Source organism: Flavobacterium sp. SM15, assembly GCF_022012335.1.
Classification (GTDB): domain Bacteria; phylum Bacteroidota; class Bacteroidia; order Flavobacteriales; family Flavobacteriaceae; genus Flavobacterium.
The window spans coordinates 77,932-101,739 of the sequence record NZ_JAKLTO010000001.1; the positions used below are offsets into that span (position 1 = coordinate 77,932).

Annotated in this window: 19 protein-coding genes; 11 read left to right on the top strand and 8 right to left on the bottom strand. The window is 38.5% G+C overall.

Annotated elements, in window-relative coordinates; all coding sequences use genetic code 11:
- The first annotated feature begins 250 nt into the window (after positions 1–250).
- From purH to rodA, 6 genes are read left to right on the top strand one after another with little or no spacing between them, the layout of a single operon-like run.
- On the top strand, positions 251–1,777 hold the full coding sequence (purH, locus tag LZZ90_RS00375; RefSeq protein ID WP_237788702.1) for a bifunctional phosphoribosylaminoimidazolecarboxamide formyltransferase/IMP cyclohydrolase: 1,527 nt from the start codon (positions 251–253) through the stop codon (positions 1,775–1,777).
- Positions 1,778–1,832: 55 nt separating this feature from the next.
- Positions 1,833–2,861: a rod shape-determining protein gene (locus tag LZZ90_RS00380; RefSeq protein ID WP_023569285.1), complete on the top strand. Its 1,029-nt coding sequence runs from the start codon at positions 1,833–1,835 to the stop codon at positions 2,859–2,861.
- Between the two features lie 10 nt (positions 2,862–2,871).
- Entirely contained in the window at positions 2,872–3,699 is an 828-nt protein-coding gene (gene mreC, locus LZZ90_RS00385; RefSeq protein ID WP_237788703.1) for a rod shape-determining protein MreC, read from the top strand.
- Complete coding sequence (locus LZZ90_RS00390) at positions 3,692–4,198, top strand: rod shape-determining protein MreD (protein ID WP_237788704.1); 507 nt, start codon at positions 3,692–3,694, stop codon at positions 4,196–4,198. Before mreC ends, LZZ90_RS00390 begins: the two co-directional genes overlap by 8 nt.
- The gene (gene mrdA, locus LZZ90_RS00395; protein WP_237788705.1) at positions 4,195–6,198 is read left to right on the top strand and encodes a penicillin-binding protein 2; all 2,004 of its coding nucleotides are present in this window, start codon (positions 4,195–4,197) and stop codon (positions 6,196–6,198) included. The genes LZZ90_RS00390 and mrdA overlap by 4 nt, the downstream gene beginning before the upstream one ends.
- Positions 6,195–7,451, top strand: coding sequence for a rod shape-determining protein RodA (gene rodA, locus LZZ90_RS00400; RefSeq protein ID WP_237788706.1), 1,257 nt, complete (start codon positions 6,195–6,197; stop codon positions 7,449–7,451). The genes mrdA and rodA overlap by 4 nt, the downstream gene beginning before the upstream one ends.
- 3 nt (positions 7,452–7,454) lie before the next feature.
- On the opposite strand, the gene LZZ90_RS00405 is transcribed toward rodA, so the two are convergent.
- Positions 7,455–8,291 (bottom strand): DNA/RNA non-specific endonuclease, encoded by an 837-nt coding sequence (locus tag LZZ90_RS00405; RefSeq protein ID WP_237788707.1) that lies wholly within the window; start codon positions 8,289–8,291, stop codon positions 7,455–7,457.
- Positions 8,292–8,366: 75 nt separating this feature from the next.
- Between LZZ90_RS00405 and LZZ90_RS00410 the strand changes: the two genes are divergently transcribed.
- Complete coding sequence (locus tag LZZ90_RS00410) at positions 8,367–8,897, top strand: hypothetical protein (RefSeq protein WP_237788708.1); 531 nt, start codon at positions 8,367–8,369, stop codon at positions 8,895–8,897.
- A gap of 52 nt (positions 8,898–8,949) precedes the next feature.
- On the opposite strand, the gene LZZ90_RS00415 is transcribed toward LZZ90_RS00410, so the two are convergent.
- Entirely contained in the window at positions 8,950–11,121 is a 2,172-nt protein-coding gene (locus tag LZZ90_RS00415; RefSeq protein WP_237788709.1) for a carboxy terminal-processing peptidase, read from the bottom strand.
- Between the two features lie 166 nt (positions 11,122–11,287).
- Here LZZ90_RS00415 and surE point away from each other — a divergent pair, with 166 nt between their 5' ends.
- The 4 genes from surE to LZZ90_RS00435 are packed head-to-tail and all read left to right on the top strand — an operon-like array spanning position 11,288 to position 15,533.
- Positions 11,288–12,049 (top strand): 5'/3'-nucleotidase SurE, encoded by a 762-nt coding sequence (gene surE / locus LZZ90_RS00420; protein ID WP_237788710.1) that lies wholly within the window; start codon positions 11,288–11,290, stop codon positions 12,047–12,049.
- A gap of 19 nt (positions 12,050–12,068) precedes the next feature.
- Positions 12,069–12,341 (top strand): hypothetical protein, encoded by a 273-nt coding sequence (locus LZZ90_RS00425; protein ID WP_237788711.1) that lies wholly within the window; start codon positions 12,069–12,071, stop codon positions 12,339–12,341.
- 2 nt (positions 12,342–12,343) lie between these two features.
- Positions 12,344–13,459, top strand: coding sequence for a lipid-A-disaccharide synthase (gene lpxB, locus LZZ90_RS00430; RefSeq protein ID WP_237788712.1), 1,116 nt, complete (start codon positions 12,344–12,346; stop codon positions 13,457–13,459).
- A gap of 52 nt (positions 13,460–13,511) precedes the next feature.
- Positions 13,512–15,533, top strand: coding sequence for a ComEC/Rec2 family competence protein (locus tag LZZ90_RS00435; RefSeq protein ID WP_237788713.1), 2,022 nt, complete (start codon positions 13,512–13,514; stop codon positions 15,531–15,533).
- A gap of 5 nt (positions 15,534–15,538) precedes the next feature.
- On the opposite strand, the gene LZZ90_RS00440 is transcribed toward LZZ90_RS00435, so the two are convergent.
- From LZZ90_RS00440 to LZZ90_RS00465, 6 genes are all read right to left on the bottom strand, one after another.
- Entirely contained in the window at positions 15,539–16,024 is a 486-nt protein-coding gene (locus tag LZZ90_RS00440; protein ID WP_237788714.1) for a thioredoxin fold domain-containing protein, read from the bottom strand.
- 3 nt (positions 16,025–16,027) lie between these two features.
- Entirely contained in the window at positions 16,028–16,507 is a 480-nt protein-coding gene (locus tag LZZ90_RS00445; protein ID WP_237788715.1) for a thioredoxin family protein, read from the bottom strand.
- Positions 16,508–16,555: 48 nt separating this feature from the next.
- Entirely contained in the window at positions 16,556–18,061 is a 1,506-nt protein-coding gene (locus LZZ90_RS00450) for a peptide MFS transporter (protein WP_237788716.1), read from the bottom strand.
- 1 nt (position 18,062) lies between these two features.
- Positions 18,063–19,721, bottom strand: coding sequence for a peptide MFS transporter (locus LZZ90_RS00455; protein ID WP_237788717.1), 1,659 nt, complete (start codon positions 19,719–19,721; stop codon positions 18,063–18,065).
- A 77-nt stretch (positions 19,722–19,798) separates the two neighbouring features.
- Positions 19,799–21,490 carry a peptide MFS transporter gene (locus LZZ90_RS00460; RefSeq protein ID WP_237788718.1) on the bottom strand — a complete coding sequence of 564 codons (1,692 nt, stop codon included), beginning with the start codon at positions 21,488–21,490 and terminating at the stop codon, positions 19,799–19,801.
- A 35-nt stretch (positions 21,491–21,525) separates the two neighbouring features.
- Positions 21,526–23,697 carry a S9 family peptidase gene (locus LZZ90_RS00465; protein WP_237788719.1) on the bottom strand — a complete coding sequence of 724 codons (2,172 nt, stop codon included), beginning with the start codon at positions 23,695–23,697 and terminating at the stop codon, positions 21,526–21,528.
- Positions 23,698–23,808: the final 111 nt, after the last annotated feature.

The window sequence follows — 23,808 nt, forward strand, 5'->3', positions numbered from 1 at the left end:
GCGGATAAGCTTTGAACAATAAGTGTGAAAAATACTCAAAAAGTTACAGAAATTCAAGACAAATATTCCCTTAGCCCCGATTGCACTGTTAGCTCTGCAACGCAGTGGAAGACTATAAGAAAAAGCGGGAATAGGGTATCCAAAAATGCCTAAGCCATTTGCTCCAAAAAAACTCTAAAAACTATGTTATAATGATTTGATTGTTAAGCCTACAATAACTACTTTTGCACCTCAAAAAAACAACAACACAATGAACACTGCAAAAACCATTCAATCGGCCCTGATTTCGGTCTTCGACAAAGACGGATTAGAGCCCATCGTAAAAAAATTACACCAGCACAACGTAACGATTTATTCTACCGGAGGAACTGAAGAATTCATCAAAAGTTTCGGAATTCCTGTTGTGGCTGTGGAAGACGTAACTTCCTATCCTTCAATACTTGGCGGACGCGTAAAAACCCTTCACCCAAAAATTTTTGGTGGAATCTTAAACCGTCAGGACCATGCAGGCGATGTGGCGCAAATGGAAGAATTCCAAATCCCGCAGATTGACTTAGTGATTGTAGATTTATATCCTTTTGAAAAAACAGTAGCATCCGGAGCGAGTGAGGCTGATATTATTGAGAAAATTGATATCGGTGGAATTTCTTTGATCCGTGCTGCTGCTAAAAATTTTAAAGACACAGTTATCGTTCCATCGGTGAATGAGTATGCTCTTTTCCTTGAGATGATTACTAATGGAAACGGAGCTACTACTTTGGAAGAGCGAAAACTTTTGGCGACCAAAGCATTTCATGTTTCTTCACACTATGACGGAGCAATTTTCAATTATTTCAATACCGACGAAACCGTTTACAAAGCTAGTATTGCAGATGGGCAAGTGTTACGTTACGGAGAAAACCCGCACCAAAAAGGGTTTTTCTTTGGGGATTTCGACAAAATGTTTACCAAATTACACGGTAAAGAATTATCATACAATAACTTATTAGACGTTGATGCAGCTGTAAACCTAATCAATGAGTTTAAAGGCGCTAACCCAACGTTTGCGATTTTAAAACACAATAATGCTTGTGGATTTGCAACGAGAAACACGGTTAAAGAAGCATATTTGGATGCTTTGGCCGGAGACCCGACTTCAGCTTTCGGAGGCGTTTTGATCTCGAATGCTAAAATTGACGAGACTGCTGCGGAAGAAATCAACAAGTTATTCTGTGAGGTAGTAATCGCTCCTGCGTACGATGAAAAAGCCATTGCAATTTTAGAAGAAAAGAAAAACCGCATCCTCCTGATTCAGAATGAGGTGGAATTACCTACAAAACAAGTACGTACTTGTCTTAACGGATTGTTAATTCAGGAAAAAGACAATATTACAGACAATAAAGAGCATTTAAAAGTCGTTACCACTACAGCTCCGACAGCTCAGGAAGTGGAAGACTTATTGTTTGCCTCGAAAATCTGTAAACACACCAAATCCAACACGATTGTTTTTGCGAAAAACGGACAGCTTTGTGCTTCAGGAACAGGACAAACCTCTCGTGTAGATGCATTGCGCCAAGCGGTAGAAAAAGCAAAATCGTTCGGATTTGATTTAAACGGAGCCGTAATGGCGAGTGACGCTTTCTTCCCTTTCCCGGATTGTGTGGAGTTAGCAAAACAAGCAGGAATCACAGCGGTTATTCAACCCGGAGGTTCCATTAAAGACGAATTGAGTATCAACTATTGCAACGAAAATAAAGTTTCGATGGTATTTACGGGAATTCGTCATTTTAAACATTAATTTTATTACTTTTGTAAGCTAATTATTTATAAACGAATTAACCCCTTTGTAAGGTATGGGATTTTTTGATTTCATGACTGAGGACATCGCGATTGACCTTGGTACCGCAAATACACTAATCATTCACAATGATAAAGTAGTTATTGACAGCCCTTCCATAGTTGCCCGTGACCGCATAACAGGAAAAATTATTGCTGTTGGTAAAGAAGCAAACATGATGCAAGGTAAAACCCATGAGAACATCAAGACTATCCGTCCTTTGAAAGATGGGGTTATTGCTGATTTCGACGCTTCGGAAAAAATGATCAGCATGTTCATCAAAAGTATTCCTGCTTTAAAGAAAAAAATGTTCACGCCGGCACTTCGCATGGTAGTATGTATCCCATCCGGTATTACTGAGGTAGAGATGCGTGCGGTAAAAGAATCGTGTGAGCGTGTAAACGGTAAAGAAGTATATCTTATCCACGAACCGATGGCTGCGGCTATCGGTATCGGGGTAGACATCATGCAGCCGAAAGGAAACATGATTGTCGATATCGGTGGAGGAACCACTGAAATTGCGGTAATCGCCTTAGGTGGAATCGTTTGTGACAAATCGGTTAAAATTGCCGGAGACGTTTTCACTAACGACATCATCTATTACATGAGAACCCAGCACAATCTTTTTGTTGGGGAAACCACTGCTGAGAAAATCAAAATCGCCATTGGTGCGGCTACCGAAGATTTGGACACCCCGCCAGACGAAATGGAAGTACAAGGACGTGACTTGTTAACCGGGAAACCAAAACAGGTAAACGTTTCCTACCGTGAGATTGCCAAAGCGCTTGACAAATCGATTCAGCGTATTGAGGACGCCGTTATGGAAACCTTATCGCAAACCCCACCGGAATTAGCTGCCGATATTTACAACACCGGTATCTATCTTGCCGGAGGAGGTTCGATGCTAAGAGGATTGGACAAACGAATTTCACAAAAAACCGACCTACCGGTATATATTGCTGAAGACCCCCTAAGAGCAGTAGTACGAGGTACCGGAATGGCATTGAAGAACCTACAAAAATTCAGAAGTATTCTTATCAAATAATCAATAATACATGCAGCAAATAATTAATTTTATATTTAAAAACAGCACCCGATTGCTGTTTTTGCTGCTTTTGATCACCTCGTTAACGCTAACCATCCAGTCGCATTCCTACCACAGAAGTCAGTTTGTGAGTTCCGCCAATGATTTGACCGGTGGGGTTTACCAGCGCATCAACAACGTAAAGGAATATTTTCACTTACGCGCTCAAAACGATAATCTTGCTAAAGAGAATGCCTACCTGAAACAACTGCTTTACAATAAGCCGGATACCGTTATCGCTTCTACCGAATTGATCCCAAGAGGTTATGAAGACATCAAGGTGATTCAGTCTAAGGTTATCAATAATTCATTCAACGTACACGAAAACTACTTAACCATCAACAGTGGAGCCAAAGACGGCATCAAACCCGACATGGGCGTTGTGAACAGTCTTGGAATTGTTGGAATCATTGAAAAAACTTCGAAAAATTTTGCCACCATTCAGAGTATCCTGAATGTAAAGTCACAGATTAACGCGAAAATCAAAAAATCCAACCACTTTGGTTCATTAATCTGGAATGGAAAAAATGTAGGCTATGCACAATTAATTGATGTTCCTCGACTGGCAACCGTTCGAAAAGGCGACACCATTGTTACCGGAGGGCGTTCAGTGATCTTCCCAGAAAACATCCCCATTGGAAAAATCGACCGTATCTTTATTGACAAAGCTACCAACTACTATACCATCAACGTTCGTTTGTTTAACGACATGACCAATATTGGACATGTTTATGTAATTGAAAACGTAAAACGAAAAGAAGTTCAAAAATTAGAAGAAGAAACCAAAACGGATGAATAGCACACTAATTCTCAATTGTTTCCGATTTGTGGCGCTACTGGCCTTACAGGTTGTTATTTTTAACAATATCAACTTTTTGGGCTATGTGAATCCGTTGCCTTATATTTTGTTCATCATTTTGTATCCGGTGAATGGAAATCGTGCCGGTTTACTGGCAGCCAGTTTTCTTTTAGGGCTGATTATGGACATGTTCTGTAATTCAGGAGGTGTTCACGCAACAGCTTGTGTGGTATTAGCCTTTATGCGACCTTCGATTTTCCGATTCTCGTTCGGTATCAGTTACGAATACCAAACCGTGAAAATTGCCGAAAAACTTTCTCCGGAACGCTTTTCTTTCATCCTGATCTCCATTGTGATCCATCATTTTGTGTTGTATCTGTTAGAAATCTTCCGATTTAATTTCTTTTGGGAAATATTATTACGAACTTTACTCTCAGCGTTATTCACCTTGATTCTTTGCGTGATAACGATTTATCTGATTAAGCCCAGCAAACGATGAGAAAGACATTTTTACCCGGTTTGATTGTTGTTTCAGCACTACTGATAATAGCAAGGCTTTTCTATTTGCAGATATTAGACGATTCCTACGTTAAAAAATCTGACAACAACGCCATCAAAATTGTTTACGATTATCCGGAACGCGGGTACATTTACGACCGAAACGGCGAACTACTGGTTGCCAATCAGCCATCGTACGACATCATGGTGATCCCAAAAGAGATTAAAAATCTGGATACTCTAGAGTTTTGCAACATCCTTAATATTACCAAAGAAGAGTTCATCAAAAAAATTGACAAAGCCATTGTGTACAGCCCGAGACTACCGTCCGTTTTTCTTCCGCAACTTAACAAAATAGAGTACGCCGCTTTTCAGGAGAAAATCAGAAAATATAATGGTTTTTACATACAAAAACGTTCCCTGAGGGATTATCAGGTGGAAGTCGGTGCTAACATCTTCGGATACATCACTCAGGTTAACGATGCGATTATCAAGAAAAATCCGTACTACAAAAGTGGGGATTTAATTGGAATGCAAGGCGTTGAACAAACCTACGAGGAAGTACTTCGCGGAATAAAAGGTGTTAAATACCGCCAACGTGATCGCTTCAACAAAGACATCGGTTCCTACAAAGAAGGAAAATACGATACTACAGCCGTTCAGGGAAGCGACATTACTTTAACCATTGATGCAGAACTTCAAAAATACGGAGAAGCCTTAATGAAAAATAAGCGCGGAGGTATTGTTGCCATTGAACCCAAAACAGGGGAAATCCTTGCTTTGGTAACGGCACCCTCCTACGATCCGGCCTTGTTAGTTGGACGTGAGCGCTCGAAAAACTATACGGCTCTATATAACGACTCCATTGCTATGCCGTTATTTGACCGTGGTTTATTGGCCGAATACCCTCCCGGTTCACCGTTCAAAATACTAACCGCATTAATTGCTTTACAGGAAGGCGTAATTGACGAACAAACGCAATTTGTCTGCAACCATGGGTTTTCTTATGGCCGTGGTTCATTCATGAAATGTCACTGTGGAGGCGGTGTGCGTAATTTAAACGTAGGGATTTACAAATCCTGTAATGCCTATTTCGGAAATGTTTACAAAAAAACCATCGAAAAATACAACAAACCCCGCTTTGGTGTTAATGCCTGGAGTGACCATTTGTTTAGCTTTGGGTTAGGTCATTTTATGGGTTATGATTTACCTCCAGGCCGTAAAGGACACATTCCAACGTCTAAATATTACGATCGTTGGTATCCGAATGGCGGCTGGAGAAGTACCACAATTATTTCAAATTCCATTGGTCAGGGAGAGGTTTTGATGACGCCGATACAACTGGCTAACATGATGGCAACTATTGCCAATCAAGGGTATTACTATACGCCTCACATCATCAAAAAAATCAAAAATCATAAGATCGATAAAAAGTTCACTACCAAACACATCACGACAATCGACAAACAATATTATACTCCTATTATTAACGGTTTGTTTGATGTATATAATTTTGGTACCGCTTACAGCTCACGCGTTGAAGGCATTGAAATCTGTGGTAAAACCGGTACGGCTGAAAACTTTACAAAAATTGATGGAAGACGTGTTCAGTTGCAGGATCACTCTGTTTTTGTTGCCTTTGCGCCCCGACATGATCCAAAAATCGCTATCGCAGTTTTGGTAGAAAACGGGCATTACGGCGCAACATGGGCTGCCCCTATTACAAGTTTAATGATTGAAAAATACATTAAAAAAGACACTATTACCCGTAAAGATTTAGAAAAAAGAATGCTTGAAGGCAGCCTGAAGTTTGAATACGACAAAGTGACCAATGGCTTTTACACCATGTCTAAAGCAGAAAAAGAAAAGCTTGCCAAAGAGAAGGAAGAAAAGGAAAAACTAGAAAAAGAAAAAGGAACTAAAGCAGGCGAAGCAAAAAAACCAGAAGAAACAAAAATTCCCGCAAAAAAAGGACAAGCTGAAAAGCCTAAGAAAGCATGAAAAATCAAAGCGTAGCAAGCAATATCGATTGGGCGACCGTATTTATTTATGTCGTTCTGGTTATTTTGGGATGGATGAATATTTATTCCGCTTCGTTGCCAATTGAGGAAACCTCTTTTTTTGATTTGACCCAGATTTATGGAAAACAAATGCTTTTCATCATTTTAGCTATTCCACTTATTTTGACGATACTCTCTGTGGATGCAAAAATCTTTGAGAAGTACGCCATTATCTACTATATCATTGGAATCATACTCCTACTAGGACTGTTTGCTTTTGGAAGAACCATTAAAGGCCAGACCAATTGGTATCAATTTGGAGGTTTTGGTTTTCAGCCCTCGGAGTTTGTAAAAACAGCCACCGCCTTATTGCTGGCCAAATTCATTAGTGACACCCAAATCAATCTTAAAAAATTCAAACATCAACTTTTTGCCTTAGCCATATTCGGGTTTCCGATTTTGTTGATTCTTATGCAGCCCGATGCCGGTAGTGCAATGATTTTCCTCTCGTTAGTCTTTGTATTATACCGAGAAGGATTACCAAGCTGGTACTTATGGACCGGATTCATTGGAATTGCTTTATTTATTCTGGCCCTTTTAGTTAAGCCAATCATATTGGTTGGTTTTGCAGCCTTGATAATGATCATTCATTTTATTTTTAATACCCGCATCTCCAGAAACCCAATCATTTACGGAATCATCTTCATCCTGATAACGGGCATGGTTTTTTCGGTTGATTATGTATATGAAAACGTATTGGAACCCCACCAAAAAGACCGTATCAATGTACTAATCGGAGAGGATGTTAACATGCAAAAAGAAGGCTACAACCTGAATCAATCCATGATTGCCATTGGATCAGGAAGTTGGCTTGGAAAAGGTTACCTTGAAGGAACCCAAACCAAGGGAGGCTTCGTTCCGGAACAACATACCGACTACATTTTTACCACCGTTGGGGAAGAATGGGGCTTTGTGGGTACATCGGTAGTAATTACCCTTTTTGTCCTGCTTTTTTTGAGAATCATTCAATTGGCAGAAAATCAAAAGACTAAATTCAGCAGGGTTTACGGCTATTGTGTGGCTACCTACTTGTTCATCCACTTCTTTGTAAACATTTCCATGCTGATAAAAATGTTCCCAACTATTGGAGTTCCCTTGCCTTTCTTTTCCTATGGAGGATCGAGTTTATGGGCATTTACCATTATGCTGTTCATCTTCATAAAAATGGACGCCAATAAAGTAAATGAATGGTAGTGATTAAAAACTCCAGCTTTTGTAATCATTAGATTTTTCCATTTTATTTTCCTGTCCATCAGCAAGCTTAGGGAAAAAATCGATTCCGGTCATTTTTTCGATAGTATCAACATCCACCACAAAATCATAAAGTGGTTTTTCGGAAGCTTCATGAGGCACCAGAAAGCCAATCATGCGCTTGCCATCTTGGGTCATGAGTACTTTATAAAAATAGTTGGGAACAGCAACATGTTCTTTACCAATGGTTTTCAGATTCTCACTTAACACACCACCGGTAACCACATAAAGGCCGTCGTATTTTTTTGACCAATAGCGTACTTTCTGTTCCAAACGGTTCCAAACGCCGTCATTGAATTCATGCAGTTGAGGGGAAATATTCGAAGTAAAAAAAGTTTCCTGATAATATTGATACGACTTTTTGCGATCGCCCGCCGGACACAAATGCCCTTTATCGTAACCGGAGTTTTTGTAATTTCTCCAATCGGCCGAGTGTGTTTTTACTTTAGGGTCTTCGATAAAAAAAGGACGTTGAAAATCACGATTGGAAAAATCTTCTCCCGAAAGAGTATAAGCCACCCATTCAGATTGTTCCTTTTCTTCCGAATAGGAAAAAGTGTATCCTTCCCTCTTAATCACAACACCGGTTGTGGAAGTCGGATAAAAATCAAAATTACCGCCAACAACCCAAGTAGCATCGTTTTGTTCCGTTGTTGAAATGGGCTGTGTTTTTGAATTAAAAGGCTCCTGTTCCAATTTTTCATTTTGTCTGCAGGAAACGCAGAAAAACAACGATGTGATTACACCAGCAAAGACAACCTTAACTTTATTTTTTTGCTTCATACGTTTGTGGCTCGTTATTTGTTAGTTTTGTAAAGATATTAAATCAAAAAAGATGTTGAATTAAATTCACTTACTATGAGAGGAAAAATAATGGTTGCCCTAACTGTTTTAAGTCTTCAGTTTGGTTATGCACAGGAAACGGTTAAAGAAGAAGCTGTTCAAAAAGACCCAGCAACTGCAACAATCAAAACACCGGAACAACTGGAAGCCGAGAAAAAAGCCGAAGCTGAAAAAATAGAAAAGGAGCGTCTTGCGAATTTAAAAGAAGCTGAAAACGCCAGAAAAGAAGCAGAAAAAGCACAATTAAAAGCAGAGAAAGAGCGCAAGCAAATGGAGAAGGATCTAAAAAAAGCTGAAAAAGAAAGAGCAAAATTAGAAAAAGCCCAAAAAAATGTAGATAAAGCCAAAAACCGACTCGAAGACATCCGTAAAGATTTGAAAAGCGAGCAGGAACGTTTTGATAAGCAAATGAGAAAAGGAAAACTGAACGCCGAAAAAGAGCTGAAAGCCAGAGAAAAACTTTTAAAACTAAGCAATAAAGAAAAAGAACTTGAATTGGATTTAGAAAAAGCAAAAGCTAAACGGGACAAGTTATTACGACCATAAAACAAAAAAGCCATTCAAATTGAATGGCTTTTTTGTTTATCTCTTTAAGATTTTATTTAACCTCAGCGATTTTATGTTTTTTATCTTTTAGGTTAATAGTTCCTTTAACCACAGTATTTGATTTCATATCGGAAAGAATGTTTAACGCTTCTTCTACATAAACATCTTTAGCAAGGCTTTCGTGCCATCTTTCACGTTTTTGCGCTAAAATTGTATCGTTTTTGAAGGTTTCCTGCTCATAAGGCAGCGAGGTAAATTTCAAATCGTTCTTATAGTCTACAATTGCTTTGAACTTTTTAGCATTGGTTTCCACAGCTGTTTCGTCTGCTTTGAATTTCTTATAGTTCAAGCTGAATACCGACAAATCTTTACGCTCATTAATCCATTTAGCATTTTCATCGATCAGTTTAAATTGCTCGCTTTTAGCCATACGCTCTTTACTTTTGGCAATCACGTCGGCAAAACTTGCTGTTTTACTTACTTTATAAGAAGCCTCATCAATTTTGTCCCAAGGCATTGCGTTTTCAACATCGCGTTCACCCATTTCAATGTACGAATAACGATCCGGCATCACAATATCGCTCAACACGCCTTCTCTTTGGGTAGATCCACCGTTAATTCTATAGAATTTTTGGGTAGTGGTTTTCAAGGCTCCTAAATCTCCGAAAGAACTGCTTCTTACAAATTGATTCAAATCGATTAAATTCTGAACGGTTCCTTTTCCATAAGTATGTTTACTTCCTATAACGATACCGCGTTTGTAATCCTGAATTGCTGCTGCAAAAATTTCAGAAGCCGAAGCCGAGAAATTGTTCACCATCACCACTAAAGGACCGTCCCACTGTACTCTTGAATCTTTATCGTAAAGTACATCTTTTTTTCTTCCGGCAGATTTTACCTGAACCACTGGGCCGTCTTCGATGAACAATCCTACCATGTCTACAACAGTTTGAAGCGAACCTCCCCCATTGTCGCGTAAATCCATCACGATACCTTCCACACCTTGCGCTTTTAAACGCTCGATTTCTTTGGCAACGTCTTTATAAGCATCGCGTTTGTCTTTGTTTTCAAAGTCGATATAGAATTTTGGCAGATAAATGATTCCGAACGTTTTGTCGCCTTCTTTAACCACACTTGATTTAGCATAGGTTTCTTCAAGCTCCACCACTTCACGGATAATAGAAATCACTTTAATGGTTCCGTCAACTTTTTTAACGGTTAAACGCACTTCGGTTCCTTTTTTTCCTTTGATTTTCTTTACAACGTCGTCAAGGCGCATTCCCACTACATCAACCGGTTCTTCTTTTCCTTGGGCTACTTTTAAAATCAAGTCGCCTTGTTCCAACTCTTTTCCTCTCCAAGCAGGGCCACCAGGGATCAATTCAGAAATTTCGGTAATATCATTTTTCTTTTGTAAACGCGCTCCGATTCCTTCCAAAGTTCCACTCATGCTGATGTCAAATTTGTCTTTTTCTTCAGGAGCAAAATAGAAAGTATGCGGATCATAACGCTCTACAATCGAATTGATATAGATGGAAAACCAATCGTTTCGGTCCAATTCTCCAACAAAATCAAAATATTCGTTTAAAGATTTTAAAGTGGTTTCACGAGAATCTTTCTCTACCTCGGCAAAGGTTTTCTCTTTATATGCGGCATCTTTTTTCTTTTTGTCCTCCTCTAACTTCATTTTATCGGTAATGGAAGACAATACCGACAACTTCAACTGTTTTTCCCAACGGGTATGCAGTTCAGCTTTGTTTTTTGAAAAAGGCAACTTATCATAATCGGTATTAATGCTTTCCTCCTTATTAAAATCGAAAGGTTTATCCAGAACTTCTTTATAGATTTTTCTGGATTCTGCCATACGCTCTAACAAACGGCTATAAGTTAAATCGAAGAACGTCAGGTCTTTATTTTTAACCATGTCGTCAATCTGAGTTTCATATTTTTTGAACTCATCAATATCCGACTGCACAAAGAAACGACGCGAAGGATCAATAGCATTGAGATACTCTTTGTACACGCTTTTTGAAAACGCATCATCCATCGTGATGGGATCGTAATGTCCTTTTTCCAACACAAAGGTTAAAAGTTCCAACAAAAGGCGGTCTTTTTCCGGATCTTCTTTTTTGTGAGGCACAAAACTCCAAAGTATTGCCGATAAAACGGTTATCAGCAACACAACCTTATAATTTCTCTTCATAAATTGCCAAAAAGTATTCATTACTATTTTTCACTAAATTACATAAAAAAGGCAGCGTCTTTCTTAATGTTCCAATAATTTTTTGTTAAAGATTTCTTTATTCTATTAAATCTTAAATGGCAAAAATTGTACCAACATCAAAGTAGAAAATGCTTACTTTAGCGAAAGTAAAAAAATAACTCAAACCATGAAGCAAAAACCTTTGATTTTAGTAACCAACGACGACAGCATTGTTGCTCCAGGAATCCGTGCTTTAATCGAAGTAATGAAAGAAATCGGTGAGGTAATCGTGGTGGCGCCCGACAGTCCGCAATCAGCTATGGGACACGCCATTACCATTAACAACACCCTGCATCTGGAGAAAGTAACCATCGACAAAGAACTGCAAAACGAATACAGCTGCTCGGGCACCCCGGTTGATTGTGTAAAAATTGCAGTGCACGAAATACTGAAACGCAAACCCGATTTGTGTGTTTCAGGAATTAATCACGGCTCGAATTCCTCAATTAATGTAATTTATTCCGGGACGATGTCTGCAGCAGTGGAAGCTGGCATTGAAGGCATTCCGGCTATTGGTTTCTCGCTTTTGGATTTCAGCTGGAATGCCGATTTTCAACATGTGAAGCCTTACGTTAAAAAAATTGCTTTGGAAGTTTTAGAAAAAGGGCTTCCGGAAGGCGTGGTCCTGAATGTAAATCTTCCAAAAAAAGAAATTAAAGGAATTAAAGTTTGCCGTCAGGCCAAAGCGGTTTGGGAAGAACGTTTCGACAAGCGCACCAACCCTCAAGGAAAAGAATACTACTGGCTTACCGGAGAATTTGTTAATTTAGACAAAGGCGAAGACACCGACGAATGGGCACTTAAACACAATTACATTTCTATTGTACCGGTTCAATTTGACCTGACAGCACATCATGCTATGCAACAGTTGAATTCATGGGACTTGTAAAATTTAATTCAAAAGAAAAATGGATAAAAAAGATTTGTTTATCGGTCTTATCATAGGATTTATTGCGGCAGCGCTTGGTTGCGGCTTATTTTTATATTTTTTTACTGAAGTCAGATCTTTGGAAGACTTACAAACCATTCGTGCTCAAGGCTACATGGGAAAACTTATCACCCTTGGGGCTATTTTCAATTTAATCGCTTTTTTCTATTTGCTGAAAATCAATAAGGAATTAATGGCGCGTGGTGTGATTTTGGCAACAATTCTTTTGGCTGTTCTAACCGTAATTTTATAGAAATGAAATATTACATCATTGCAGGAGAAGCTTCCGGTGATTTACACGGTTCCAACCTGATGAAAAACCTATTACAGCAAGATCCAAAAGCGGAAATTCGTTTTTGGGGTGGTGATTTAATGCAGCAAGCCGGAGGAACTTTAGTAAAACACTACCGCGATTTAGCCTTTATGGGATTTGCCGAAGTGGCCATGAACCTGAAAACCATTTTAGGCAATATCAAATTCTGCAAAGCGGATATTTTGAATTTTCAGCCCGATGTAATCATTTATATCGATTACCCTGGTTTCAATATGCGTATAGCTGAGTGGGCAAAAAAAATAGGGATAAAAAACCACTATTACATTTCTCCTCAAATTTGGGCTTGGAAGGAAAACCGAATCAAGGCAATTAAGCGTGATGTAGATAAAATGTTTGTCATTCTTCCGTTTGAAAAAGACTTTTACGAAAAAAAACATCAATTTCCGGTTGAATTTGTAGGACATCCGCTTATTGATGCGATCCACAACCGTCCAAAAACCAATCTGGAACAATTCAAAAAAGAAAACGGATTGGATGAGCGACCAATCATAGCCTTATTACCCGGAAGTCGTAAACAGGAAATCGCAAAAATGCTTTCCGAAATGCTTTCCGTAATCACGGATTTTCCGGAGTATCAATTTGTTATTGCCGGCGCGCCAAGCCAGGAATTTTCTTTTTACCAGCAGTTTCTAACAACCGATCAGGTACACTTCATCTCTAATAAAACGTATGATTTACTAAGTGTTGCGCACGCTGCTTTGGTTACTTCGGGTACAGCAACTTTGGAAACCGCTTTGTTTAAAGTGCCGGAAGTTGTGTTGTATAAAGGAAATTGGATCTCCTATCAGATTGCCAAACGTGTGATCACTTTAAAGTACATCTCATTGGTAAATTTAATTATGGACCGCGAAGTGGTAACAGAACTTATTCAAAATGAGTGCAATACCAAACGCATTCGAAAAGAATTATTCAAACTCTTGCAGCCTGACTCCAGAGCTGCTCTGCTTAAAAATTATGATTTGCTTGAGGAAAAATTAGGCGGTGATGGGGCAAGCGAAAAAACAGCCCGACTTATCATTTCCAGTTTTAAAAATTAAATTTGTAAGATTTTTCTTTTATTTTAATTTTTTATGATCTACTTTCGTAGGCATGAAAGTATTGAAATTTCCCATTATTCCTATAAGCCTATTTTTTGCAGCAGGCATTGCCTATGACTTCCACCTAAAACCTTCTCTGGAATTTTCATGGAGCTTTTCGACAATTCTTTTAATAATAACAGCCGCCACATTTTTCTTTGCTAAAAAAAAATTCATACAGAACAATTATTACGGATATTCTGTTCTGGCAACTGCTTTTGTTTTTGGGGCACTCACTCATTCGCTACACCAGGACAACAAATACCCAAACCATTATTCACAGCTGGAAAACGAAAAAAAACAGCTAATCATCGGCACTATTTCAGAACGCCTAAAACCAAATGCGTACTCGGAAAAATACTATTTGAAAATTTCCTCAATAAATGGAAAGCCAACCTTTGGAAAAATCCTTCTTAATGTATCCCAAAAAGCCACTGAGAAAACCTTAAAAAGCGGGTACAAACTTATCCTGTCGGAAGAATTACAACCCGTTGCAAATTCACTCAATCCCTTTCAATTCGATTATTCGACATATTTGAAACACCAAAACGTTTACCATCAAGTTTACGTAAAATCTTCAGATTTTAAGATTATCACAAGGGTTAAAAACTTTGATTACTACATAGAGTACTATCGAGAAAAACTACTGAACAGTTTTAAGCAACATCATTTTTCAGAAACCAACTTCAACATTATAAAAGCCTTGCTTTTGGGTCAACGTCAGGACATGGACAGCGAAACAACACAAAAATATACCGATGCCGGTGTAATACACATTCTTGCTATTTCCGGATTACATATTGCTTTACTTTATGGAATGCTGGTTTCTTTGCTAAAACCCCTCGAACGATTACGAAAGGGAAAAATGGTCCAATTTTTCATAGCCATACTTTTTCTTTGGGGCTTTGCATTAATTTCCGGTTTGTCAGCCTCTGTAGTACGCTCTGTGGTCATGTTTACCTTTATTAGCTGGGGAATGTTCCTAAATCAATCCTCGAACATCTACAATTCTATGGCAACTTCAATGTTGGCAATTCTCTTATTCAAACCTTCCTTTTTATTTGATGTCGGTTTTCAGTTGAGTTATGCCGCCGTTTTTTCAATTGTGTGGTTGCAACCCTTATTTCGAATTCCTGCGTTATGGGAACATAAAATACTGCGGTATGTTTATGATACAATTGTTGTTTCGTTGATTGCGCAAATTGGTGTGCTGCCAATAAGCTTGTATTATTTCCATCAATTCCCAACCTTGTTTTTATTAGCAAATTTAGTAGTGATTCCGTTATCGAGTTTCATTTTGGTTTATGCAATTTTAATTCTAATAATGAATTTTATTTGGGCTAAAGCAGCTCTGGCTCTGGGAGGATTGCTTTCCTTATCCATTGAATTCATGAACGATTACATTTCCTGGATTGCTTCGTTTGAAACCTGCACTTTAAAAAATATTCCGTTCACATTTTTGCTATTGGTTTCCTCCTATATTGCTTTGATTTCAATTGTATTTTGGTTCTGCAAAAAAAGCGCGAACAGACTTATCATAAGTTTAACCAGCATTTTACTCTTTCAAACAATACTGCTCTATACTTTTTGGAAAACTGATCAAGGAAAAGAGTTTATAGTTTTTAACAACAGAAAACAAAGTCTTATCACTCACAAAAACAACAATCAAATTTTGGTTTACAGCAACGATACTCTGGCCTTAAAAAACAGAAACTTGACAGTGTACAACCAAGGGAACTTCAACAAGAAAATCGAAATCAAACCCCTTCAAAACACTTTGGTTTATAATGAGAAACGCATACTGGTAATTGATTCGGCAGGAATTTATAACATTGGAAAAAAACCTCAAATTGTTATCCTTACCCAATCAGCCAAAATAAATCTGGAAAGACTTATAAAAGAAACTGCACCCGATCAGATTATTGCTGATGGCAGTAATTACAAATCTTATGTAAAACGGTGGAAGTTAACCTGTGAAAAAGAAAAAATCCCTTTCCATGCCACGGCTGAAAAGGGATTCTATACTATTGAGTAAGAAAATTACAATTTCATATTCTTCAATTCTGTTATAAGTTCCGGTGCGGTTCTATAACCAACAAGTGGTGGTTTTACTTCGCCTTTCGTATCCAAAACATACATCGAAGGATAGCCTTGAACTTGTAAAAACATTGTGAAATCATGGACTGCATTCCTACCTTTACGATCAGGATTGTACCCAGGATTGGTGTATTTTTTCCCTTTATGATTCACTTCTGAATTCCCTTCACCGTTAAATTTTACCGGATAATAATTCTCGGTTATGAATTTCACAAACTCTGGATCGTGAAAGGTATTTTTGTCTAGCATTTTGCAAGGTCCACACCAATCGGTGTAAACGTCCATAAAAATTGGTTTGGCTTTTTTTGGCTTTTTTGCCTGAAGCTGTAGTGCTTCATCCAAAGTCATCCATTTAATTTCAGCTTTCTCTTGAGCCTGAACAGTAATTCCTCCAACAATCAGGAAGAATGCAATTAATATTTTTTTCATGTATTATCCTTTTTTAGTATTAGCTAAAATTTGGTTAGCGCCGTTTAACCATGCTTCTGGTCCACCCGCTACATAACCTGTGCTTCCCAATTGCGAAAGATTTACTTTCCCATCTGCCTTTTTCTCAGCAGTCACAAACCAAATGGTTGGATACCCCTGAACTTTAAGTGCATTTTGCAAACCGTAATTTTGTTGTTGCAATACCGGATCAAGCTGTTTTCTCCTTGGAAAATCAAGCTCTACCAGCACCACTTTTTCTTTCGCCCATTTAACGAATTCAGGTTTATAGAAAACTTCTTTTTGTAAACGAATGCACCAACCACACCAGTCGCTCCCGGTAAAGAAAAGCATGATTGGTTTTTTCTCTTTTGCTGAAATTTCCATAGCCTTGTCCATACTGGTTAACCAAGTCAGTTCCCCTTCCTGAGCCGAAGCAAAGAAAGAACTGAACGTCAGCATGATAATGAATAGTAATTTCTTCATACTATTTGCTTTTAATTAAGTACTAAATAACAAAAATAATGCCGAATATTATTTAACGTCCTGCATTAATTTTTTAACCAGAGGTGAAATCGCAATCAAAACCACTCCGGCAATAAGCGCATAAATAGCCAATTGCTCGTAACCATCGGCATACACGTTCAATTTCTCAAGGTTAGAGGCATTAGAGGACGCCTCAGCAATATTGGCTCCTAAAAGACCTGCAAAGTACTGTCCGTAAGCACTTGCCAAGAACCACATTCCCATAATCACGGCCTGCGTTCTTTGGGGCGATAATTTAGTCATGGCGCTCATCCCAATAGGGGATAAACACAATTCTCCAAAAGTGATGATGAACCATCCGAAGGTAAATAAATCCAGAGAAGTTTTACCCGTTGCATCGGCGAAGAATTTGGTATAGTAGAATATCCAAAAACCCGCAGCCAAAAACAAGAAGCCTAATCCGAATTTTACCACTGTATTTGGTTCAATTTTTTTCTTAGCCATCCATAACCAAGCCATTCCTACTAAAGCAGCAAAAGCAATTACAAACAAGGAATTGGCAGAATTATTCACTCCATTTGGATCAAGTTTAACGCCCAAAACGGTATTGTGCAAATTATTAGCTGCGAACAAACTCAACGAACCTCCGCTCTGCTCAAAAAAGGCCCAAAAGAAAATGGAAAACACGATGAACACCAAAGCAGCCAACAGTTTTAGATTTTCTTCTTTGGAAAAATTTTTCATCTCATAAAAAAGATACAAAACCGAAGCCGGGCCAATTACCATCATAAAATAATCGGTATAAACCGTATTGGCAACCATCAGAATAATCACTGGCACAATAGCCAAGGAACCGATATACGTTGCTATTTCGAAAGCTTTACGTTTTGAATTTTCTAAATGTGCCAAAGGTGACAGACCAATTTCCCCCAAGCTTTTCTGGGTTTGGGTAAAAGTTAACAAGCTGACAATCATTACTACAGATGCAAATCCGAAGGCGAAATTCCAACGCAAATGCTCCGGTACAATCGATGTCCAAAGATTTCCGTTAGCCACTGCAATACAGATATATCCTCCAATTAAGGCTCCTAGATTAACACCCGCATAAAACAATGAAAATCCGGCATCCCGACGTACGTCTCCATCTTTGTAAAGCTGACCGACCATCGAAGAAATATTCGGCTTAAAAAAACCGGTCCCGACAATGGTAAATGAAATCCCTATAAAAAAGAAATTTTTTGGATCAATGGACAAAATAATACTCCCCACAATCATCAAGAGACCGCCCCAGAAAAGCGAACGGCGTAATCCTAAAATCTTATCGGCAAACAAACCTCCGATAAACGTAAAAGCATACACCCATGCCTGAGTTGCTCCGTATTGCAAATTGGCTGTGGTTTCGTTCATTGTTAACTGACTTACCATAAAAACGGTAAGCATCCCACGCATTCCGTAGAAACTAAAACGTTCCCACATTTCGCTGAAAAACAAATACCAAAGTTGTTTCGGGTATTTTCCTTTAAAATTCTGAATTTCTTCTATACTTGTACCCATCTTAATTAATTCCTTTCTCTTTCATTACTTTATTCAACTGCTTCAACAAGGCAAACATTAATAGCGTTGCGAACATTAACAAACCGAAATTTACCCAGAAGAAATCTTCTTTATTGTCGTAAGTATCCCACATACTGGCTAAGACACCGCTTAATTTATTTCCGATTGACGTGGCCAAAAACCAACCACCCATCATAAGTGAAGTAATGCTTGCCGGACTTAATTTTGAAACTACTGACAATCCCATCGGGCTCAAGAACAATTCCCCAATGGTGATTACACCATAATTGGCTACCAACCACCAAACGCTTACTTTTTCCGTTCCGTTGCTTCCCGCTTTTACTGCTGCCACCATCACCAAAACTGATAATGCCGAGATCAATAATCCAAAAGCAATTTTAGTTGGCGTGGAAGGTTCTTTTTTTCTTCCTCTTAAAAAGGTAAAGAACGCAACAACTAAAGGCGTTAAAATAATCACCCAGGCCGGATTAATCGATTGACTTAAATTGGTTGCCCAAAGCGAAACTTTTGCTCCTTCTTGAGGAAGTTTTTCCTTCGGAACGTTTCTAAAATATAAAGGATAGTTGACTTCTTTCTTTACCACTCCATTTTCTTTTTGCAGACGGAATTCATCATCGTACAATTCTATAGAATCTTTTTTGAATTCGACTTCTTTGGACAATTTCAACCCGCTGAACACCGCCTGTGACGTTCCGGTCATTTCTCGATCGGTATAACGATCTGCCCAGGTAGTTAACGCCGAACCATTCAATTTGAAAACCGCCCAGAATAAAATTACTACAGCAAAGATGGCCAACAAAGCACCGATAGGACGCTTGTCTTCTGTTTTTGCTTTAAAATATAAACTTCCATAGAAAAAGATTACCGGAATACAGGCAAAAATAAAGGCATCCGTACTGTCCGATCCAAAAATATAACTGTCCGGATTCGCATCAGAAGCTACTCCTTTTAACATCCAGCCAATAACTCCAAAAATCACCGATGGAATCAAAATAAAAGCTATAATTTTCCAGAAAGGCATATCCCCAGGCTGGGTTCCTTTCTTTTCATCATGACCTGTATAATGCTTAGTTCCCAGAACAAAGACTACTACTCCGATAAGCATCCCAACTCCGGCGGCGGCAAAGGCCCATGACCATCCATAAGCATTATACAAAACCGCCCCAAAGAAGTTACAAATGGTAGCCCCAACGTTAATTCCCATATAGAAGATATTGTAGCCTTCGTCTTTTTTCTCCTTGAACTTATCTTCGTTGTAAAAGTTCCCTAACAAGGTGGAAATGTTCGGTTTAAAGAAACCATTACCTACAATTACCAAGGTCATAGCAACATACAACATGGTAATGCTGTGAATCCCCATCAAAAAATAACCCGAAGACATTAAAAGCCCTCCGATGATGATTGATTTTCGATACCCTAAGTAACGATCCGCTATTAATCCTCCTAGAAAAGGTGTCAAGAAAACCAAAGCAATATAAGTTCCGTATAAATCGGAGGCTTCTTTTTCGGTCATAGCAAAACCGGCTTCTACATCTTTTAAGTAAAGTGTAAAAATTCCAATCATTAAGTAGTACCCGAAACGTTCCCACATTTCAGACAAGAATAAAAAGGGCAAAGCCTTTGGATGCTTATTCCACATTTTGTTGTGTATTTAAATTAAAAAAAGCCCGCAGTTTGCTGCGGGCCTGAAAGATATAAAATATTTTTGGAATGGGCTTATTTTACGCCGTGCATCATTCGTTTTAACACCGGAGTCAATAAGAACAAAATCACTGAAGCAATACCACAAAGTACTACGAAAACCATGAAGAATTCATATAAGTTGTGAATTTCGAAACCTGCAAAAACAGGATTCTCCGCACTGATTTGGTTGTCCGATAACATTTTCAATTGTTCAGCTGTTGGAACCACTTTCTTATCCAAAACGTCCTGAAGGTTGATTCCTAATTCTTCTGCTTTTTTGAATTTATCCCCTGTTGCAGGTAAGATTGATCCAAGCGTTCCTGATAAAGCATATCCCGCAGCGTTAGAGATGAAGAATACTCCATACGCCAAAGAAGCAAAACGTTTTGGCGATAATTTCCCTACCAAAGACAATCCGATTGGCGATAAACAAAGTTCCCCAAAAGTTTGAATTAAGTACAATAAGATTAACCAGTAAATAGACAACAATCCGCTGCTACCTAAATCTTTTACGTTGTGCGCAATGATGAAATAACTCACCGCAATCAACAACAATCCTACTGATTGTTTAACTGTCGATATTGGCTCAGCGCCTTTAGCTCTTAATCGGTCCCAAAGCATACTGAACGGTACCGCAAAAATAACCACGAACAATCCGTTAAAAATCTGAACCATTGACGGTGGCATGTTCCATCCGAAGAAGTTTCTATCTGTCTGGTTATCTGCAATAAACGTTAACGAAGAACCTGCCTGCTCAAAAGCCGCCCAGAAGAAAATGATAAAGAACGACATGATGTAGATTACCCAAATTCGTTGCGTTTCAACTTTCGTTAAGGTTTTATCCGATAAAATTAAACCTGCCAAAGTAATACCACTGGCATAAATAATTGGATATATGATCGTTTTAACCACATTGTCCCCTTCGGTCATGTAGTTGAAGATAAAGAACAATCCAAGGAAAGCAAGTGCTGCCAATCCTAAAGACATAGCAGAAAAATGCGCTTTTGTAGCTTCACCCTCTTCAAAATCTGAAGCATCGTGTCCTGAAGGTAATCCTCCAATTGGACGTCCTTCCGGAGTTACTACATATTTATTTTTAAGGAAAAAGAATACCGCAGTACCAATCATCATCGCTAAAGCAGCTGCCAAGAATCCCCATTTGAAGGCATGGATATCACGTACGCCCCCAGCATCTTTAACGTCTCCAACAATTGGACAAATGAACTGTCCTAAGAACGCTCCAATGTTGATTCCCATGTAGAAAATCGTGAACGCTGTATCCAATTTGCTTTTTTCTTCTTTCGGATACAAACTTCCTACCATCGAAGAAATATTCGGTTTAAAGAAACCATTACCAAAAATGATTACCCCTAAAGCTAAGTACATTAATGATTTTGCCAATTCCAAATTTGAAGGAAAGACAGAAGCACTGGTAAACAACAACAACTGTCCGATGGCCATTAAGGAACCTCCCAACATAATACAGTTGCGGTTTCCTAAGAAACGGTCGGAGATAAAACCTCCAAGCATCGGGGTTAAATAACATAATCCAAGGAATCCTCCATAAATTAGAGAAGCCTCTTCCTCTTTCATCATTAGTGAGTTAACCAGGAATAAGGTTAACAATGCGCGCATTCCGTAGAAGTTGAAACGCTCCCACATTTCGGTCCCGAATAAAACCCAAAGTCCCTTTGGATGTGCTTGTTTAGCTGTAGTTTCGCTCATTTTTTAGTTTTTGGTTTTGAAATTTATTGTGTTAATTATAGTTTCTCCTTAATAAAATTGGTCATTTTGGTGTACAACTGCAAACGCGTTTTTCCACCGAAAATCCCGTGGTTTTTGTCTGGATAAATTGCCCAGTCAAATTGTTTGTTTGCCTGAACCAAAGCCTCGATCATTTTCATAGTGTTCTGAACGTGAACGTTATCGTCTGCCGTTCCGTGAACTAAAAGGAAATTCCCTTTCAATTTGCTCACGTGGTTGATTGGCGAATTGTTATCATATCCCGAAGCATTTTCCTGAGGCGTTTGCATATAACGTTCCGTGTAAATGCTGTCGTAATACCTCCAGCTTGTAACCGGTGCAACTGCAATAGCCGTTTTAAACACATCGGCACCCTGGAAAATACAGTTCGAGGCCATAAAACCTCCGAACGACCAGCCAAAGATACCAATTCTGGATTTATCTACATACGAATACGTTCCGAATACTTTAGCAGCATCGATTTGGTCTTCCACTTCATATTTTCCCAATTCTTTTTGAGTACATTTTTTGAACTCAGCTCCTTTAAAACCGGTACCGCGACCATCCACACAAGCTACTATATACCCTTGCTGTGCCAACATCATAAACCAGTAATCGTCTGAACCGTTCCAATTGTTGTCCACCTGTTGTGAACCCGGCCCGGAATACTGATACATAAACACCGGATATTTTTTGTTCGGATCAAAATCTTTCGGCTTAATCATCCAAGCATTCAATTTATGTCCTTTTTCTGTCGTTAATTCGAAGAACTCTTTTGAAGGCAAATCGTATTTTGCCAATTTGGACTCTAATGCTTCATTAGAAACGATCGTTTTTACAAGTTTACCGGATTTTGTTTCGTACAAACTATGTTTTGGTGCATTTTTAGCACTGGCAAACGAATTGATAAAATACTGGAAATTTGGGCTAAACGTTGCTCCGTTTGTACCGGTTTGTGTTGTTAAACGCTTTTTTCCACTTCCATTAAGCTTAATACTGTACACATCACGGTTGATCGATCCGTTCTCAGTAGACTGAAAATAAATCGTTCCTAATTTCTCGTCAAATCCATAATACGAAGTCACTTCCCATTTTCCTTTGGTAATCTGATTTTTAAGTTTTCCGTTTTTGTCGTAGTGATAAATGTGGTTGAATCCGTCTTTTTCAGAAGTCCAGATAAAACTGTTGTCTTTCAAAAAGGTAAGATTATCCGTTACATCAACATAAGCCTTGTCTTTTTCATTCAAAACCACTTTGGTTACCCCTGAATTTCCATCTACAAACAACAAATCAAGATTGTCCTGATGACGGTTCAAAATTTGAGCACTCAAAGTATTCGCCTCGTTAGTCCACTCGATTCTTGCAATATAAAAATCGGTATATTTATCTAAGTTGATCTTCTTAGTTCCAGATGTTTTTACATCGTAAACATGCAAAGAAACCTCAGAATTTTTCTCTCCTGCCTTAGGGTATTTAAACACATTTTGCGTTGGATACAAACCTTCGTTGTACATATCCATGGAAAATTCCGGTACGTTAGTTTCATCAAAGCGGATGAACGCAATTTTATCCGATGAAGCATTCCAGTCAAAAGCACGAACAAAGGAGAATTCTTCTTCGTATACCCAATCCGTAATTCCGTTGATTACAGCATTTTTCTTCCCGTCTGTAGTAATTTGAGTATGTTTTTTGGAACCCAAATCGTATACATATAAATTGTTCTGATATGCGTAGGCTACTTTGGTTCCGTCTGGCGAAAAGGTCGGTTCCTGAACCTTGTAATCTGCAAGTTTAACCAACGTTTTAGCAGTGGTATCGTAAATAAAATAATCTGCCACAAACGAGTGACGGAAAATCTGATCGGAATTGTTAGCGATTAAGATTTTTTTCTCGTCTTTACTAAACGTATAACTATCGATTCCCTGTAATTCTTTGTGATTTTTGGTATCGATTAAAGTAGCAACTTTTTCAAGGGTTGCGAAATCATACAAATCAATTTGGGAAGATCTTGAAGCGCGGTCGGAATTCAAAACCGAGTACTGATTGGTATTTTTCATAGCCTCCAAAGCGGTCATTCCTTGCGTACGGAACGCTCCTCCCCAGATTTCTTCAAGTGTAAGTTTTTGTTGCGCTACTGTTGAAACAGAGGTTAACACCAGTAAAAACAAGCATTTTAGAGTATTATTCATAAAATTGATGGTAAAAAAACTTCCAATTTTAGTGAAAAAATATCAATTGACCTTCATTTAATTTGTTAAAAGCACAAAAACACATTTGTTTATCAAATTCATATTGTCGAT